This is a genomic window from Staphylococcus edaphicus (genome assembly GCF_002614725.1).
Lineage (GTDB): Bacteria > Bacillota > Bacilli > Staphylococcales > Staphylococcaceae > Staphylococcus > Staphylococcus edaphicus.
Genome location: NZ_MRZN01000006.1, coordinates 20,329 through 39,173, shown reverse-complemented (window position 1 = coordinate 39,173; position 18,845 = coordinate 20,329). Strand labels below are relative to the sequence as shown.

General features: G+C 33.7%; 16 protein-coding genes and 1 riboswitch. Of the genes, 11 read left to right on the top strand and 5 right to left on the bottom strand.

Going from position 1 to position 18,845, the window contains the following annotated elements; all coding sequences use genetic code 11:
• Positions 1-3: 3 nt before the first annotated feature.
• From BTJ66_RS05400 to BTJ66_RS05385, 4 genes are read left to right on the top strand one after another with little or no spacing between them, the layout of a single operon-like run.
• Positions 4-1,947, top strand: a complete 1,944-nt coding sequence (locus BTJ66_RS05400) for a BglG family transcription antiterminator (protein WP_099089950.1) — start codon at positions 4-6, stop codon at positions 1,945-1,947.
• 14 nt (positions 1,948-1,961) lie between these two features.
• Complete coding sequence (locus BTJ66_RS05395; protein ID WP_099089949.1) at positions 1,962-2,402, top strand: PTS sugar transporter subunit IIA; 441 nt, start codon at positions 1,962-1,964, stop codon at positions 2,400-2,402.
• Positions 2,403-2,407: 5 nt separating this feature from the next.
• A complete protein-coding gene (locus BTJ66_RS05390) occupies positions 2,408-2,692 on the top strand; it encodes a PTS sugar transporter subunit IIB (RefSeq protein WP_099089948.1) in 285 nt (94 codons plus the stop codon).
• Between the two features lie 23 nt (positions 2,693-2,715).
• Positions 2,716-4,074, top strand: coding sequence for a PTS ascorbate transporter subunit IIC (locus BTJ66_RS05385; RefSeq protein WP_099089947.1), 1,359 nt, complete (start codon positions 2,716-2,718; stop codon positions 4,072-4,074).
• A 522-nt stretch (positions 4,075-4,596) separates the two neighbouring features.
• On the opposite strand, the gene BTJ66_RS05380 is transcribed toward BTJ66_RS05385, so the two are convergent.
• Together BTJ66_RS05380 and panE are read right to left on the bottom strand one after the other, a co-directional pair.
• Complete coding sequence (locus BTJ66_RS05380) at positions 4,597-5,406, bottom strand: acyl-CoA thioesterase (protein ID WP_099089946.1); 810 nt, start codon at positions 5,404-5,406, stop codon at positions 4,597-4,599.
• Between the two features lie 276 nt (positions 5,407-5,682).
• A complete protein-coding gene (gene panE / locus BTJ66_RS05375) occupies positions 5,683-6,600 on the bottom strand; it encodes a 2-dehydropantoate 2-reductase (protein WP_099089945.1) in 918 nt (305 codons plus the stop codon).
• A gap of 212 nt (positions 6,601-6,812) precedes the next feature.
• Here panE and BTJ66_RS05370 point away from each other — a divergent pair, with 212 nt between their 5' ends.
• The 7 genes from BTJ66_RS05370 to BTJ66_RS05340 all read left to right on the top strand — a co-directional run bounded on the left by BTJ66_RS05370 (position 6,813) and on the right by BTJ66_RS05340 (position 15,836).
• Complete coding sequence (locus BTJ66_RS05370; RefSeq protein ID WP_099089944.1) at positions 6,813-7,568, top strand: CPBP family intramembrane glutamic endopeptidase; 756 nt, start codon at positions 6,813-6,815, stop codon at positions 7,566-7,568.
• 157 nt (positions 7,569-7,725) lie between these two features.
• Positions 7,726-7,831, top strand: a riboswitch (SAM riboswitch).
• Positions 7,832-7,921: 90 nt separating this feature from the next.
• Complete coding sequence (locus BTJ66_RS05365) at positions 7,922-8,740, top strand: MetQ/NlpA family ABC transporter substrate-binding protein (RefSeq protein WP_099089943.1); 819 nt, start codon at positions 7,922-7,924, stop codon at positions 8,738-8,740.
• Positions 8,741-8,782: 42 nt separating this feature from the next.
• Entirely contained in the window at positions 8,783-9,715 is a 933-nt protein-coding gene (locus BTJ66_RS05360; protein ID WP_099089942.1) for a lactate/malate family dehydrogenase, read from the top strand.
• Between the two features lie 167 nt (positions 9,716-9,882).
• On the top strand, positions 9,883-11,748 hold the full coding sequence (locus tag BTJ66_RS05355; protein WP_099089941.1) for a BglG family transcription antiterminator: 1,866 nt from the start codon (positions 9,883-9,885) through the stop codon (positions 11,746-11,748).
• Between the two features lie 81 nt (positions 11,749-11,829).
• Positions 11,830-13,800 carry a fructose-specific PTS transporter subunit EIIC gene (locus BTJ66_RS05350; RefSeq protein WP_099089940.1) on the top strand — a complete coding sequence of 657 codons (1,971 nt, stop codon included), beginning with the start codon at positions 11,830-11,832 and terminating at the stop codon, positions 13,798-13,800.
• Between the two features lie 15 nt (positions 13,801-13,815).
• Positions 13,816-14,751: a mannose-6-phosphate isomerase, class I gene (gene manA / locus BTJ66_RS05345; protein ID WP_099089939.1), complete on the top strand. Its 936-nt coding sequence runs from the start codon at positions 13,816-13,818 to the stop codon at positions 14,749-14,751.
• 191 nt (positions 14,752-14,942) lie between these two features.
• A complete protein-coding gene (locus tag BTJ66_RS05340) occupies positions 14,943-15,836 on the top strand; it encodes an ROK family protein (RefSeq protein ID WP_099089938.1) in 894 nt (297 codons plus the stop codon).
• A gap of 59 nt (positions 15,837-15,895) precedes the next feature.
• On the opposite strand, the gene BTJ66_RS05335 is transcribed toward BTJ66_RS05340, so the two are convergent.
• The 3 genes from BTJ66_RS05335 to BTJ66_RS05325 form a co-directional block, all read right to left on the bottom strand.
• The gene (locus BTJ66_RS05335; RefSeq protein WP_099089937.1) at positions 15,896-16,354 is read right to left on the bottom strand and encodes a threonine/serine exporter family protein; all 459 of its coding nucleotides are present in this window, start codon (positions 16,352-16,354) and stop codon (positions 15,896-15,898) included.
• Positions 16,355-16,366: 12 nt separating this feature from the next.
• On the bottom strand, positions 16,367-17,119 hold the full coding sequence (locus tag BTJ66_RS05330; RefSeq protein WP_099089936.1) for a threonine/serine exporter family protein: 753 nt from the start codon (positions 17,117-17,119) through the stop codon (positions 16,367-16,369).
• 348 nt (positions 17,120-17,467) lie between these two features.
• Positions 17,468-18,757 (bottom strand): homocysteine synthase, encoded by a 1,290-nt coding sequence (locus tag BTJ66_RS05325; protein WP_099089935.1) that lies wholly within the window; start codon positions 18,755-18,757, stop codon positions 17,468-17,470.
• Between the last annotated feature and the right edge of the window lie 88 nt (positions 18,758-18,845).

Below are 18,845 nucleotides of genomic sequence, written 5' to 3'. Positions count from 1 at the left end.
AATATGTTAAGCAAGAGACAGTATTATATATTAACGTTCATACTTGAACGCGAAACTTTTGTGCCAATTCATTATTTAGCAACGCAATTCAATGTATCAGAAAGAACTATCCAGTATGATCTTGAATACATCGAAGATATGGCAAATAAACTAGGCTTAAATATTCAAAGAAATAAAAATGAGGGGATCAAAATCTCGTCGACACTAAAATATTCAAAAGAATTAGCGCCCAAGTATACATCCAATGCTATACATTACTCTAAGGAAGAACGCAACTTGTATATAATATTAAAACTATTTGAAGCTAATACACCGACTTCATCTCAAGAACTCGCGACAATGGTTGCAGTTACAAGGAGAACTATAGTAGAAGACCTAAAAGGTGTTCAAAGATGGTTAGAACAACACGAATTGCAGCTTGAATATATGAAAAATAAAGGGTTCATCATTCAAGGTACTGAAAACGCATATCGCAAAGCGTATGCAGAAATGGTACGTGAATATTTTAAAATGTATACACATGAAATGGGCCATGATTTATTTTCGAATAAAGAATTAGAGCAAATTCGTTTAAGTGTGACAACCGTGTTGAGAAATTCTAATTACCAATTAGTGCAAAGTGCAATAGATGGATTGATTTATCATATTTTAATTTCTATACATCGAGTAAACGAGGATTTTGTTTTTGAAATTCCTGATAAAGAGTATAAAAAATTAAAAGAAACGGAACAATTTCAAATTGCGCTTCAAATCCAAAAAAGACTTGAAGAACAGTTTCAAATTTATTTTCCAAAAAGTGAAGCAGCGTTCATCACACTACATTTATTAGGTGCTAAAACTTCAGAAATCAATCAATTAAATCATCAAATGGATGAGTTAGAAGTTCTGACAGAACAACTTATTGAACGCATGAGCGGTGCCTTAGGCCTTGATTTAATGTCCGACATTAAATTATTGAACGGTTTGATTGTACACTTGAGACCAGCGATTCATAGGTTGAAGTTTGATATGACACATAAAAATCCATTGAAACATGAAATTATAAAACAATATCCTCAATTAATAGACGAAATTAGAAAGCATATTTGGGGCATCGAAGAAAATTATAATATTTCTTTTAATGATGATGAATTGACCTATATTATATTGCATTTTGCATCTGCAATTGAAAGGATATCAACAATTAAGACAAACAAAATTAAAGTCGTATTACTTTGTGGGTCTGGGGTCGGAACCTCTCAATTATTAAGAAGTAAAATAAGTCATATCTATCCAGAGTTAGAAATTGTAGACGCCTATTCAATATATGAAGTTGATGAAACATTGTTAAAGCATGAAGGCGTAGATTATATTATCTCGACGGTACCTTTTAAACAAACTGTAGTGCCAGTCGTACAAGTATCGCCATTTATAAATGAAAGTGACCGGAAACAATTAAACACAATTATTAATCATTCCAGAGAAAAATATGTGAGCGAGGTGCGCGGTTTAGGTCCGACATTAGAGCAAGTGCTTCCTCAATCGAGAGTGTTGACACAGCAGAGGTCTAGAGATAGAGATGATGCAATTAAACAAAGTGTTTCATTGTTAGTCGAAGACGGGGTGGTTGAATCAGCATATGCTATAGACATTATCAAGCAGTTGGATGCATTTGGACCTTACATGGTTGTTAGTCCGCATATTGCACTCATTCATGCTAAACATGATTATGTTAAACAACCAGTAGGGTTTAGCCTTATACACTATAAAGAAGGTATCTGTTTTTCTCATGATACGTATGATCCTGTTTTCATAATTATTACTTTGGCAACAGAACATCCTCAAATTCATTTAAATGCGTTACGTCAGTTTAGTGAATTAATAATGAATGAGGCAAATAGAACAGCAATGTTTTCAGGAGATATGCAAGCAATTATGAAGTCTATTAATAAAGTGAGTCAAAATTAAGGAGGTGTTCAAGAATGAGTTTGGAAATTCTGTCAGCCGACAAAATTCAAATAAAAGAGCAGGTAGATGATTGGGAACAAGGGATTACTTTAGCAGCACAACCATTGTTGAGTCAAGGTTACTTTGAGCAAACTTACATTACTTCAATGATAGACAGTGTAAAAGAATTAGGTCCTTATATTGTTATTGCACCAGAAATAGCAATAGCACATGCTAGGCCAAATGATGGAGTGAAAAAAATAGGGCTCAGCTTACTAAAACTAAATAGGCACATTAACTTCTCAGAAGACGGTCACTATGCTTCGCTCATATTTGTATTGAGTGCAGTAGACAACGAAGGGCATCTCGAAATATTAAGACATTTAGCTATGACGTTAGGTGATCAAGAGGTTGTAAATGAAATATTGAATGCACAGAAAGTAAATGAAATATTAAATATATTTAAAGGAGAATGAGGAAAATGAAAATTTTAGTAGTATGTGGTCACGGTTTAGGAAGCAGTTTTATGGTAGAAATGAATGCACAAGAAGCGTTGAAAAATTTAAATGCACCAACTGATATAAAGGTTGAACATAGCGATGTTATGAGTGCTAGCCCTGAAATGGCAGATTTATTTATTTGTGGTAGAGATTTAGAAGAAAACACTAAAAATTTAGGTGACGTGATTGTCTTAGATAATATTTTAGATAAAGAAGAACTTCAAAATAAATTAGGTGAAAAGCTAAGCGAGTTGAATATTTTATAAATGAAGTATAAGGAGGTAATACAATGAAACCCATTCTAGATTTTATTGTTGATATTTTAAGTCAACCTGCAATATTAGTTGCTTTGATTGCATTTATAGGATTAATTATGCAGAAAAAATCGGCAACAGATATTACATCGGGTACGATTAAAACAATACTTGGATTTTTAGTAATGAGTGCTGGAGCGAATGTAGTTACCCAATCATTAGAACCCTTTGGAAAAATATTTCAACATGCATTCGGCGTTCAGGGTGTAGTACCTAATAATGAAGCAATTATTTCAATAGCGTTAGAACAATATGGTACCACTGCGGCATTAATCATGGTGTTTGGTATGATTGTTAATATCATGATTGCGCGCATTACGAATCTGAAATATATATTTTTAACTGGTCATCATACGTTTTATATGGCTGCCTTTTTAGCAATACTATTATCCGTAGGCAATATAACAGGTACATTAACCGTAATCATTGGCGCTATCATATTAGGCTTAATTATGGCAATATTACCTGCATTAGCACAACCCACAATGAAAAAGATAACAGGTAACAATCAAGTAGCGTTAGGACACTTTGGTACAATAAGTTACTGGGCGGCTGGTGAAGTAGGGAAATACTTTAAAGGTAAATCAAAATCAACCGAAGAGATTAATTTTCCTAAAGGGCTTAGTTTTTTAAGAGAAAGTACAATTAGTATTTCATTAACAATGACCTTATTATATTTTGTTGCTGCACTGTTTGCAGGTCCACACTATGTACATAGTGAAATTAGCCATGGGCAAAACTTTATTGTTTTTTCTCTTATACAAGGGGTTACTTTTGCTGCAGGGGTATTTATTATTTTAACTGGAGTGAGATTGATTTTAGCTGAAATTGTACCAGCCTTTAAAGGTATCTCCGAAAAATTAGTCCCCAATACAAAACCAGCTTTAGACTGTCCAATTGTTTTCCCATATGCACAAAATGCTGTGCTCATCGGCTTTTTTGTCAGCTTTATTGTTGGTGTTATTGGTATGTTCATCCTATTCTTATTTGGTGGGGTGGTAATACTTCCTGGCGTTGTTGCTCACTTCTTCCTTGGAGCTACTGCAGGTGTATTTGGTAATGCGAGAGGTGGTATTAAAGGTGCTGTAGCTGGCTCTGCGTTAAATGGAATATTAATCACATTCTTGCCTTTGTTATTCTTGCCATTCCTTGGAGATTTAGGTGGCGCAGCAACAACATTTTCAGATACGGATTTCTTAGTTGTAGGAGTTATCTTTGGTAATGTGGCGAAATTCCTTGGGTTAATTGGTGTTATTATTTTAGCTATTGTAGTTGCAACACTAGCGATTATTTTACAAAAACGTGCAAATGATAAAGAAGTAAAAGAACATTAAATAATAATATACAAGCTTTAAATTGATGAACCGTAAACGCATTATAGTGATGCGGCGAAAGCATATGTTTAAAATTTAATATGAGCTAATGTTCGTATAACTAAACGCCCGAGACAGATATGTTTCGGGCGTTTATTGTATGGAGCACCAAGTGCCAATGAATATGTATGGACCATATTCACTTTATATAGAATTCATTCCAGAAAGCGATTATTTTTAATAGCTATTGTTACGGTAGCCAATAAACATAACGACGATATGTGCGGATAAGCACCTATTACGTAGGAAACTAAGTCTTGTCTTTAAGCATTCATCGTAGTTTTACCATATCTAACACTTTAGCAATAACTACGAGGTGTTTCGTAGGTTCTTTTATAAATAAGAACTGCATGTGAGTTCAAAACATTGTGTTAAAGCAAAGGATAAAAATTAGTATTGTTCGACATGCCATCTCGACTGTCTAATTTAAGGTAAGCACTGTTACATTTGTCGTAGGATTCATCTCTTTACACTTATGATACTTTATTCTTTGTAATATACAAGTTGACTTGTTGTTGCTAATAAGGTGCCATCATGGCTCCATATTTCACCTGTTTGATCGAAATAGCCATTAAAGAATTTCAGTGCACGTGTATGACCTAGCACGGAATGATTGCCATTAGTTGCTAGATTTTGTTCATTAGCATGAAAATAAATTGTCAATGAGATTGTGCCTATTGGAACAAATTCTTGTCGACGTACATAAATTCTAGGGAAAAAAGCATCACAAATGGCAGCAAGAGATAAAAAATCCAAGTTTCTATCTGGATAATCTCGTATCCATTGTAAAGTGATTGAATCAGGGTTATCGTTTGGTGTTAAGGCAAGTGGTGCCCCTTTAATCATTCGTATTTCATAATTTTGCGCCCATGGTGGTGCGCTGTCTAATGGTGTTGGTTTAATTTGTTCTGGGCTTGGGACATCGGGATATAGTGACTCTGTAGAAGACCAAGTGTCACGTCGTTTCGCTGTAACTGCAGTACCACTGATGACTACTTCTTTGTTCTGTGTCAACTCTATATACCAGTGTTGCGTTGAGCGATTGGTTCTCGTGGGTGATGCAAACAAATTAAAGTTACCGTTCGCTACTGGTGCGGCATAATTAATGGTCAAAGAGATAGGGTTTCCTATTCTTTCATCATGATCTAAAACAGCTCGTAACAAGGTGGAAGCAATTACACCACCAAAAGGGCCTACCATATTTGCGTAGGCTTCAGATGTTTGCCCACTATAGACACCTGGTGAATGTTTTGTAAGTTCGGTAGCTATATCAAAATTATGTTTAGGTGACATTATTAACTCCTCCATTTTTAGACTAATATAAGACTATACCCTAAAATAGTAAAACGCTTACATCGTTGTAGATGATTTAAAGTTATTTAATAGTTTTAATCAATAATTATAGATTTGGTATGTAACAATTACAAGTATTATTAAAATAGTCTAGAAATATGAAATAACGTAAGGTATATGTTTGAAATGAATTTGCTAGTGTGAGCATACACAAGGGCATCTCACCTAAGACGATTAGGCGAAATGCCCTTGTGTATGCTCAGTGAATCAATTACGCTATTGTAACATTTCTTTATAAACTTTATGGTTTTGGTAAACACATCTAAGTATAGGCGTATCGATATGATATGTGTCAGCCAAATTTAATAAATAGCCCTGTAAATGGTCTGTTTCAATATTTAATCCTTTTTCCATATCACGTTGCATAGACGTTTTGAAATGGTATGATAATTGATTAAATGCATCCATATATTGCGACACGATATCATTTGCAAGCGGTGCCTGGTGTGCATGTATGATAGAAGCGACTTCATTGTATAAAGAACGGACAAAGTTAATACCGCCTTCACTATCTCGAATAGGGCCAATAGGTGCATGCATGAGTGTTGTGACACTTGATAATACAGTAATCATTAGATATTTATGCCACATACCTTGTTCAATATTAGAATCTAATTTAAATTCTGCTTTTGTCCCTGAAAATGCCTGTGCAATACTTTGCGCACGCTCACTTGTACGCCCATCTAATTCTCCAAAATAGAGCTTGTCAAAAGGACTCGTCTGGATGATTTTTCCTGTGCTATCTAATGTCGTCTCAATAACACAATAGCCGCCCATAATTTTGTCTTTACCGAAAACAGACTGTAATTTAGGTACATGTGCGATACCATTTAATAAAGGGATAATGGCAGTAGTATTATCAATGAAAGGTTTTAAATCTTCAATTGCTTGTTCTAAATGATAAGATTTAGAAGAAAGCAAAACGACATCGAAAGATGCTTCATGGTCCTCTTTTGTAATGAGTTGTGGATTGAATTGGTAGTCACCGTGCTCACTATGGATGGTTAGGCCATGTCTTTCTATAAATGACTTGCGCTTCGGTCTTACTAAGAATGTGACGTTCTGTCCGCTTTCAGCCAATCTACCACCAAAATAGCCACCGATTCCGCCAGCACCTAATACTAAAATACGCATTAAAAACAACTCCTTATACACTATGTATGATTGATTTAACAATTTATGTATATATACCACGTTTAATAGATTTATACGCATGTGAAATTAAATTTCAAACTATCAAGCAATCCAATAATGCTATTTATTTTTAAAAATAATAAATGTTTTAAAATAATGTTATCTGTGCAATATAAAGAGTGTGAATGCATTATAAGAATGGAGGTTATTAAATGTCGTTAAGAAATGAACAAAAGTATCAATGGAAAGATGTGCAAGGTAGAGATTTTTTTCTTCCTCTTATTTATATTGTAGGTAATTTTTGTATATCTATATTAGTCATAACTATGATGATCGTAGTTAATAGTACACAGGGGAAAGGTACGTCTAGCTTCGAAGTTAATACTTCAGGCACACCAGCTATTATATTGGAGATAGTTGGATTTGTTATTATCATGGGCTTATGGATATTATTTCATAGACATACATTTAAGCAAGAGTGGAGATTAGGTATTCAAAATATCAAACAGCACTGGAAGTTAATTATCATTACATTTGTGGTTATATTAGCATTTAAAGAAATTTATCCTTATCTGGTTGATGCTTTTGCGCCAGAGCAATGGAAATTTGAAGAAACGCAAAATGACAAAATCATTGAAGGTATGTTCGATACGCCAATATCTACTGTATTAGCATTTTTCTCAATCGTGATAATTGCACCAATGACTGAAGAGTTCTTATTTAGACATTTACTCATAGGAGAGTTAGGTAAGAAATTAAATTTCTATGTTATGTCTGTTATTTCAGTGATTGTGTTTGCCTCTTTACATGTGACTGAAGCTAAGTCCCCATTAGAAATTGTTATGTACATTGCAATTGCCGTGGGTATTGTTTACGTATATTTGAAATCTCAGCGCAGTTTAGCTGTGGCTATGACACTCCATGCTTTAAATAATTTTCTAGCTTATCTTTTTATGGTCATCATGTGATTACATAATACAAAGTAAACGGAGTGGTACGAATTAATTCTGTTCCACTTCCAAGTTTGTTTATTCAAAAAATAATAATTTAGAATTTTCTAATAATAGATTGACTAATCTTGAGCGTAATGCTAGGATTAAATCATTATAAATTGCATATAAATTACTCTTATCAAGAGAGGTGGAGGGATGTGCCCGATGAAGCCCAGCAACCGTCGTTTAACGAAATGGTGCTAATTCACAAAAAGTTAGTTAACTTTTGAAGATAAGGGAAAGTGTAAACTTTCTCTTTAACTAATAAGAGAAAGTTTTTTTATTACATATCGATATACTAAGACAAATGATTGAGGAGTGAAGGTGTCATGAAGAAATTATTATTATTAGGTTCATTACTTGTATTAACAATTGTTCTTGCAGCATGTGGCAATTCAAATAATAAAGGTGAAAATAAGAAAATCACAATTGCCGCATCTCCGGCACCACACGGAGAAGTGCTAGAACATGCAAAAGAAAAAATGAAAGAAAAAGGCTATGATTTAGAAATTAAAACAGTGAATGATTATAAAGTGCCAAATAAGTTACTGGATAAAGGAGACGTTGATGCTAACTTCTTCCAGCATACACCATACCTTAAAGCGGAGAAGAAAGATCATAACTATAATATTGAAGAAGTTGGTAAAGTGTTCACCACACCAATGGGCGTTTATAGTAAAAAATACAAAGATATCAAAGATATACCAAAGGGTTCAACAATTTATGTTTCGAATAATCCGGCAGAAGAAGGGCGTTTCTTATCATTCTTTGTTGATAAAGGATTAATCAAAATCAAAAAAGGTGTCAGTATTGAAGATGCTAAGTTTGATGATATTGTAGAAAATAAAAAGGACTTAAAATTTAATAATAAACAAGGCGCTGAGTTCTTACCTAAAACATACAATAGTAAAGAAGGCGCAGCAGTTATAATGAACTCTAATTATGCGATTGATAATGGCTTAACCCCCCATAAAGATGCAATTGCTATAGAAGGTAAATCATCCCCATTTGCTAATATTGTTGCAGTACAAAAAGGACACAAGGATGATAAAAAATATCAAGAACTCATAAAAGTATTACAATCTAAAGATATGAAACAATTTATAACTAAGAAATATGGACAAGACGTCATTCCTTACGAAAAATAAAGGTCTTTATAGCATATAAACGAAAGGATAGGTGTTAACATTATGTCTAAACTAGGGATCATTGGATTAGGAAAAGTTGGCACACAAGTACTGACTGATGTACAACAGTTGAACTTATTTTCGGAGATTATTTTAATTGATGAAAAAGACAGCGTAGCAAGTGGTGAAGCACTTGATCATAATCATTCACAAGGATTAATCAATACAGCACATATTAACATTAGTAGTGGTAACTATCAGGATTTAAAAGATGCTGATTTTATCGTTATAGCTGCGAGTGAGCCGACTGATAAAAATAATGGCGATCGTACTTTATTAGCGCAGGGGAATTACAGTATAATTAAGGCGATTATGACTCAAATTTCAGAAGTGACTCAGGATGCTATTGTGTTTCTAATATCTAATCCTGTGGATACTATGGTCTATTTTGCAAATCAGATAGATTATCCAACACATAAAATAATTGGTACAGGCACAGCGTTAGAAACTTCAAGATTTAAAACAATTATCGCCAATAATTATCAAATTGATCCAAATAATGTAGAGGCTTTTGTTATAGGTGAGCATGGGCAACATGCAATACCAGTGTGGAGTAAGGTTCGCATTCATGGCATGGCGTTGTCTGAGTTTGAGACGCTAAGTCATAGTCCAATCATTGATAAGGATCATATAACATCTATTATCAACGAAGTATCGATGGATGTTTTTCATCAAAAAGGCTGGACAAATGCTGCCATATCAAGAGTAGTTGCATTTTTGATACAGTCAATGGCACTAAATCAGAAAACGATTACACCATTGACATCACTTAGTAGCGAATATGATTTTGAAGATGGTGCATATAGTTTACCCACATTAATTGATAAAAATGGCATTGTTCAAAGGTTTGCAATTACATTAGATGCTGAAGAGCAAGACCAACTTAAAGTTGCATATGACTATATTCGACAAACCATTCAGAGTGCTCAAAAATAAAGACAACCAATATCAAACACTTATTTATTAGAAAAATTCTGATAAATGAGTGTTTTTTTTATAGTTTTAATTATCACTTGCGGGCTTCTTGCTTATATATGAAGCAATAGCTACAATATATTTAAATATAGGGATAAGGAAAACGTAAGAGAAAGTGTGGTGGAGTGATGATAGAAAGACACATGAAGCTCATCAGATTATTGTTAGCCAATCGTAATCATTTTTTAAGTGCAGATGAAATTGCAAATTACTTAACTGTTTCCAATAGGACAACGAGAAATGACATAAAGTATATCAATAGCGAGCTATTAGATAAGCTTATAGTAAGTGTAAAAGGACGCGGCTATAAATTGAACCAAGCTTCATACACTGTAGAACAAATAGAAGAACTCGTTAATGATTTTACAAATAAGCAAGGTGAAATACTTATCAAAATGGGTTACCAACTATTAATGTATCAACAGCCAGTTACTGTGGAATATTTAGAAAAATCATTCTATTTAACAAAAGTAGAAGTCAATGATTGTTTGAATAAAATTAAAGCATGGTGTACTTCATTTGAAGTTAATATTAAAATAACCCAAAAAAAAGGTGTCACAGTCCATGGAAGTGAAATGAATATTAGAAATGCAATATTGCATTTAAACCAACTTTCTGACAATGTCCAAACAGTTGATGGCTTTATTTTAAATGAAATTCCTAAGGCACATATCGGTACGATAAACCAGATTATAGAATCGAATTTAAAAAAACAGCATATTAACACTTCCAAAATGCGAATAAGACAATTGCTAATACACCTTATTATTATATTTAAAAGACAAAATGATGATGGACAATCATGGGTTGTCGATAATGTTTCATATCAAATTGCACATCAATGTATTAAAGAAATTAATGACACATTAGGATATAGTCTAAGTGATAATACAGCGAAATTATTCTCATTTTTTATAAGTTATTATTTTAATAGTTATGATTTGGGGCTCGAAAAGGTCTTTGTTAAAAGCTATATTGAACGTATGATTTTTCAAATGGAAAAACATGTAGGCGTTGCATTTTCTAAAGATCAGCTTTTAAGAGAAAACATTTATGAACATTTTAGTAGAACATATATGAGAATTGCCAAAAACGTATATATTAATAATCCACTGACAAGTGATATAAAGCAACATTATCCTTTTGTATTTAATGCGCTATATGAAACGGTGAATCATTTAGCTAAAGATGTTGAAATTAGTTTAGTTGAAGATGAAATAGCATTTTTAGCGTTGCATTTTCAATCCTCAATCGATCGAAATAAAAAAGATAGTTTCAATATTGTGATTACTTGTTATTATGGATTAGGCATTTCAAGTTTATTAGAAGCAAAACTGACAAATTTAAATGATTGCATACAAATTGTAGATACACTAAACACGGAACAGTTAGAAGGTTATCACTTTTCAGATATAGATGCGTTAATTACTACACACCCTATTGAACCTAAAGGATTGCCCAAGACGTTAAAAATAATAGAAGTGACACCATTATTTTCAGAAGAAGATGAGAATAAAATTTTATCAGCCATTCACTATAAACAAAATCCAGTTTTATATCAAAATGAATTAGCAAGTGTTCAATTTGATGTGCATTCAAATAAACAAGAATCAAGAACGGCTTCATATGTATTTGAACAGGCCCAGCATATTTTAGAGGGCCAACATTCGGTAACAACAGATTATATTAAAAGTGCGTTAGAGAGAGAAAGATTTTCTTCTACGTTTATAGGTAAGGCTATATGTATGCCTCATGGTGATCCTGAAAAAGTGCTCAAATCTCATGTCATTATTTTTAAAAATACTCAAGGTTTTATTTGGAAACAAAATAAGGCGAAACTTGTATTTTTCCTAGCAATAACAAAGCAAGATATACCTGTGATGAAAAAGATAATTCATAAAATCGCAAAACTGAACACAAACGATATAGATCAACTGTTATTACTAGAAGATCAAAAACTAAAAGAACAAATTATCCATTTAATGAAAGCATAATTGCCACTAGTAACGGCAATTATGTTTTTTAATTTTGTGTTGTATGCGCTTACAATAAACGTTGAGGAGAGGATGAACATTATGAAAATTTTAGCAATTACGTCGTGTCCAAATGGGATTGCGCACACGTATATGGCTCAAGAAAAACTTGAGCAAGCTGCACAAGAAATGGGCATTGACATCAAGGTAGAGACTCAAGGTGGCGTCGATGCAGAAAATGTTTTAACTTCAAAAGAAATTAGAGAAGCGGATGGAATTATTATTGCCGCTGATCGTCAAGTAGACTTGTCTAGATTTGATGGGAAATTATTGATTAATGAGAGTGTGCGTGAAGGTATTCATAAACCGCAAGTACTAATTCAACGTATTATTGATAGAGATGCTCATATTTATCATAATACCAAGCATAGTAGTGAAAATCAGTCAACGAAAGATGATGAAGAACAAAAAAGTGGCATGCAAATGATTTATCAACATTTAATGAATGGTGTATCGTTTATGGTGCCCTTTATTGTTGTAGGTGGCTTACTCATGGCAATTGCACTTACATTAGGTGGAAAAGCTACATCAGAAGGTCTGGTTATTCCAGATGATTCGTTTTGGAAATCAATTGAGAATATCGGTAGTTTAGCATTCAGCTTCATGGTGCCAATTCTAGCAGGTTACATAGCTGTTAGTATTGCGGACAAACCAGGGTTGGTTCCAGGAATGATTGGTGGTGCTATTGCAGCAGATGGTAGTTTTTATGGTAGTGATGCAGGTGCTGGTTTCTTGGGTGGTATTGTTGCAGGATTTATAGCAGGCTATATAGCAAAATGGATTAAAAATATTAAAATGCCAAAAGTAATGGCACCGATTATGCCGATTATTATTATACCTATCATTTCTTCATTAATTGTTGGACTTATTTTTATATTTTTAATTGGTGCACCAATAGCGAGCATCTTTGAAGCATTGACAACTTGGTTAAAAGGTATGCAAGGTACGAATATCGTAATACTCGCTTTGATTATTGGGGCAATGATTGCATTTGACATGGGCGGACCTGTGAATAAAGTAGCCTTTTTATTTGGTTCAGCGCTAATAGCTGAAGGAAATTACGCGGTTATGGGTATGGTAGCAGTTGCAGTATGTACACCACCAATTGGATTAGGTCTTGCTACTTTTATCAATAAGCGTAAGTTTAATAAAGGTGAAGTGGAAATGGGGAAAGCCTCATTTACAATGGGATTATTTGGAATTACTGAAGGTGCAATTCCATTTGCAGCACAAGATCCTCTGCGCATTATACCATCAAATATGATAGGCGCAATGATTGCAGCGGTTATAGCAGCCATTGGGGGCGTGGGTGACCGTGTTGCTCATGGTGGACCAATCGTTGCAGTATTAGGTGGTATTGATCAGATATTATGGTTCTTTATTGCAGTTATCATTGGTAGTATAGTAACGATGTCAACCGTATTATTATTAAGAAAAAACGCGCCAGCCTTGGCAGTAAATACGAATAATGTAGAGACTGGTATGAAAGACATACAAGAAAAAGGTTCACAGGAGACTAAGGATACTTCGATATCAAAAGTGACAAATAAAGATGAATATTCAGATGTCGAAGTAGGTGTGTTTGATAAAAAAGTTATTGAAATCATAGATACAAAATTGACTAGAGATCAAGCGATTGACCAAATGGTAAACCAATTAGACAATTATCATTACATTTCTGATAAATTAAAACTTAAAGATGATGTGCTTAAACGTGAAGCACAATCTACTACGGCCATAGGTATGAATGTTGCAATACCACATGCAAAATCAGTAGCAGTGAAGAAACCAATTGTCGCTGTTTTGAATAATAAAGCAGGTGTTAATTGGGATAGCATTGATGGCACATTACCTAAGATTGTCTTTTTAATTGCTGTACCTAGTGATAATAGTGAAACACATTTGAAGCTGTTACAAAGGTTATCACGAGCATTAATGGATGATGATCTGCGTCAAAATTTAATTAACGCAACGCAAACAAATGAAATATACGATATACTTAAAGAAATTTAAATGGGGGTATAACAAATGCCATTATTTTTACAACCGGTATTTAAAGAACGTATTTGGGGTGGACGTGCACTAGAAACATTTAATTACAATATACCTAACGATTATACAGGAGAATGTTGGGCGATATCTGCGCATCCAAATGCTCCTAACACAATTGAAAATGGAAAGTACAAAGGTAAATCGTTAGAGACGGTTTGGGCACAGGATAAAGCACTTTTTGGTGTAGATAGTGATAAAAACTTTCCATTGCTTACAAAAATTTTAGATGCGAATGATAAATTATCGGTGCAAGTTCATCCAAATGACAATTACGCTCTGCAACATGAAGGTGAATTTGGGAAGACGGAGTGTTGGTACATTTTAGATGCTAAAGAAGACGCAGAGATTATCTATGGTGTAAAAGCGCAAGATCAGAAAGAATTAAATCATATGATTGATCATAAACAATTTGATTCTTTGTTTAACAAAGTAAAAGTAAAAGCTGGTGATTTCTTTTACGTTCCAGCAGGGACTGTGCATGCGATTGGAGAAGGGATTTTAATATTAGAAACGCAACAATCATCAGATACAACATATCGTATTTATGATTATGAGCGTAAAGATAAAAATGGTGAGCAACGTGAATTGCATTTAGAACAAAGTAAGGCTGTTATAAACCTTTCATCTCAATCAAGCAATTCAACACCAAAACATGAAACAATACAAGAACAGTCATACACGCAATTTGTATCAAATGAATTTTTTACAGTTGAGCGATGGATAATAGAAGGTAAGCTAAATTATGACATGCAACAATCATATTGTTTAGTATCAGTAGTAGAAGGTAGCGGTAAAATAGAGACTGATCACAACACGTATGAGTTAAATAAAGGAACCCACTTTATATTAACAACTGAGGATCAAGACGTTGTGTTTGATGGCGAAATGACACTTATCATAAGTTATGTGTAAGATAATGACATAAATGACTGAAGACAAATGAAAGCCTAACACAAATTGAAAATATTTTTTTAATTATCCTTGTTTATGGAAATTTATTTTTGTTCATAAGCAAGGTTGTATGAATGTGTATGACAAATGCTTTGTCACTCATACCTTTTTTGCTCATGATGAAGTAATAATAGTTATGGAGATGGTAGTATATGCTAAAAATTTGTGCAGACATCGGTGGTACAAAAACCATAGTAGGACTTATAAATGACCAATTAGAGATTATAGAAAGTCGGAAATTTGAGACTTTTAAAGAAGATCCCATTCAAGAATTTACAGAAATTATTAATATTGCCAAATACTATACGAATCATTTTGAGAATGTTGATCAGATATCTTTGAATATTGCAATGCCGGGGCCCTGTGATTATACGCAAGGTTTATTTCTAAACCCTCCCAATTTACAAACATATAATGGATTTAATGCTGGAGAATATATTGAAAACCAAAGCACCTTTGAACCCTATTTCGTTAATGATACCGATGCTGCCATTTTAGCTGAATATCAATATATTAAGCATCAAACAGAGAATTTTATATATTTAACCATTAGTACAGGAGTAGGTATGGCTTTTGTAAGAAAGGGTGAACTTATTTCTGGTGTGGATGGAAATTTAGGAGAAGTAGGTCATACAATTATCAAAAATGATAGTGACTATCAATGTCCAGTGTGTAAACAATATGGTTGTGTAGAAAATGAAATTTCAGGTTTAGCAATCAGTAGGAAAGCAAGTGCCATTTTAAATAGGCAAGTAAGCACTAAAGAAGCTATAGAGATATATGTCAAAGGTTCGCAGAGTGAAGTGACTGCGATGATAGAAGAAGTATTAACATTAACTCAACAGCTATGTACAAATTTATTTAGTATATTTAATGTTAACGATATTGTCTTAGGGGGAGGCGTCACTCAAAGTGCGTTACCTTATAAGACAAGCATTGAAGCATATGCAGAACAACATTATTTAATTCCAAATAGTACACTGAAAGTGAAGATAAGTGATTTAGATGCTAATGTGTTAACTGGATTATATTATATAAATGAATGAAAATAAAAGGCCTTACAATCGCTGTCTTGTATTATATGACAAAAATTGTAAAGCCTTTTTTAAAGGCGGTTTCTTTTAATTAATATTAACTTGTGGATATTAAGTGTTTTTGATAATTGGTCCGATAGTAATAATCCTAAGGCGATAGAGCCAGCAATAAGTATGGCACGAATAAATGTATTTGTCGCGTCAGTAAAATTTAATGTCACAAGTTGTTGAGTTGCTCTAAAAGCGATGCTGCCAGGTACAAGTGGAATAATTCCGGGTATCATAAAAAGTACGACAGGTGCTTTATATACACGACTCATAATGTGAGCGATTAAACCAAGGGTTAAACTTCCTAGTAAACTAGTGTAAATACCATCCATATGAAAGTTTTCACCTAAGATAAAACTCACAGAATAACCCATTGCGCCAGCTAATCCAGCGGGTAAGAATAATTTTCTAGGAGCATCATAAATAACGCTGAAAAAACAAGACGCACTACAGCTACATAGAAAAGTAAATAAAATAGTCATTACGATGCCTCCTTAAAAAATTAAATAAGCGATTGCAATACCTGAACCAATGGCGAAAGCAATCACTAAAGCTTCTAAGAATTTTGCGGTGAACATTAACATGTGTCTGCCAAATAAATCTTGTATAGCTGTAGTGATCAGTACACCGGGTACAATTGGCATAACTGAAGCAATCATTGCCGGGCCGAACATGTCATTGACTTTAAATAAAGATGAGCCAAAGATTACGATAGTACCAAGTACAAACGAACCTACAAATTCTGGTATAAACATCGTTAATGATTTACTTTGCATGTATTCAACGATTAAAAAACCAGTTGCACCAGCTACAATTGTAGTGACAGCATCTGACCACGTGCCGCCTTGTAAATATAAGAAACTTAATGATATTAATCCTGCAGCACTAACTTTTTTCCATAAAGGAATACTTAGGTTTGTTCGATCAATATTTTTTAAAAGAATATAAGCTTGGTCTATTGACAGTTGATTACTAGCAAGTTTGCGAGATATCGCATTCACTTGGAATATTTTTAATAAATTTGTGATATTTTTATTGATACGTAGAATTCGAGTATCGTGTTCTTCACTTAAAGAGAAATTGATAAATACATTAATCACATAACCTTGACTATTATAATAGCCCATACAAATTGCAATGCGACGCATGGTATCTTCAACTCTTGATACTTCGGCGCCGGAAGCGAGTAGTATTTTACCGGCTAGCAATATGACGCTCACTGTTAATTTATCTTGATGCTGATTCAAATGTACACCTCCATCATAATTAAATAATTATCGCTATTATCCCAATATTACTTTGCAAATTCAAAGTATATTTTTAATAATAAAGATATAATAGATAATAAAATTAATGTTTTTATACTGGCGGGAGTCTTAGGTTTGTGTGAGGTCAGTATTACAAATAGTCTAAAAGCGTCCGATACAAGAGAGCGGACGCTTTTAGATATTTTATATTAATCAACAGGCTTACTAATATACTAATGTAAGTTTTGCATAAGCATCACTAAGGAAATTTTTTACATTAATTTCCAAGTGAATAAAGGAATACAAAAGTAATACTTTTGTATAAGCATCACTAAGGAAATTTTTGCATTAATTTCCAAGTGATGCTTTAAAGGCGTTGTCGAGGTCAGCAATAATATCGTTAATGTTTTCGGTGCCAACGGAAAGTCTTACAAGCTCTGGCACAACACCGGAAGCTTCTTGTTCTTCAGGCGATAACTGTAAATGTGTTGTACTAGCAGGATGAATTATCAATGATTTGGAATCTCCAACGTTTGCTAAATGTGAAAACAGCTGTAGACCATCAACAAATTCGGCTATATCTTCAACAGTACCATCTATACCAAAGGTAAGTATGGCACCTTGACCATCCGGTAAATATTTTTGAGCTAATTGATTATAAGTATTACTTTCTAAGCCAGGGTAGTTAACCCAAGTTACTTTCGGATGTTGTTCTAGATATTGCGCAACGCGTAATGCATTTTCTGAATGACGTTCTAGGCGTAAGTGTAACGTTTCTAATCCAATTAAAAATTCATGAACATTAAAAGGTGATACAGCAGAACCTAAATCACGTAGCAATTGTACACGTGCTTTGGTAATATAGGCTGCTTCACCAACATCTTTGGCATAAGAAATACCATGATAGCTTTCATCTGGTTCAACTAGGCCTGGAAATTTCCCATTATCCCAATTGAATTTTCCACTATCTACGATAATGCCACCGATAGATGTGCCATGCCCACCTATGAATTTTGTTGCTGAATGTACAATGATATCTGCACCAAATTCAAAAGGACGTAATAAGTAAGGTGTTGGGAATGTGTTATCTACAATTAAAGGAACATTATGACTATGTGCAATATCGGCCACGGCTTCTATATCTAACACATCAATACGTGGGTTACCAATTGTTTCTGCATAAACAGCTTTTGTTTTATCTGTCAGTGCATTTTTGAAGTTTTCAGGGTTACTAGAATCTACGAAATGAACTTTAATACCTAACTTTTTAAATGTAATATTTAAAAGGTTATAGGTACCACCGTATAGGTTTGAAGAAGCAACGATTTCATCGCCACTTTCTACAATATTTAAAAGTGATAAATGTATTGCTGCTTGCCCAGAAGAAGTTGCTAAGGCACCGACGCCTCCTTCTAATGCTGCAATTCGTTCTTCAAAAACGTTTTGAGTAGGATTCATAATTCTAGTATAAATATTCCCATCTTCTTCTAACGCAAATAGCTTTCTTGCATGATCAGTATCATCAAATACATAACTAGATGTCTGATAAATTGGAACAGCACGTGATTTTGAAAAATTATCTACTACTTGTCCACCATGGATAGATAAAGTATCTAAATGCCAATGATTTTGAGTCATCATATAACCCTCCTATAATTCTGAATTTTCTGATAATTATAACTATACAAGAGGAAATTGCTCATTTCAAGTATTCTTACTAAAAAGA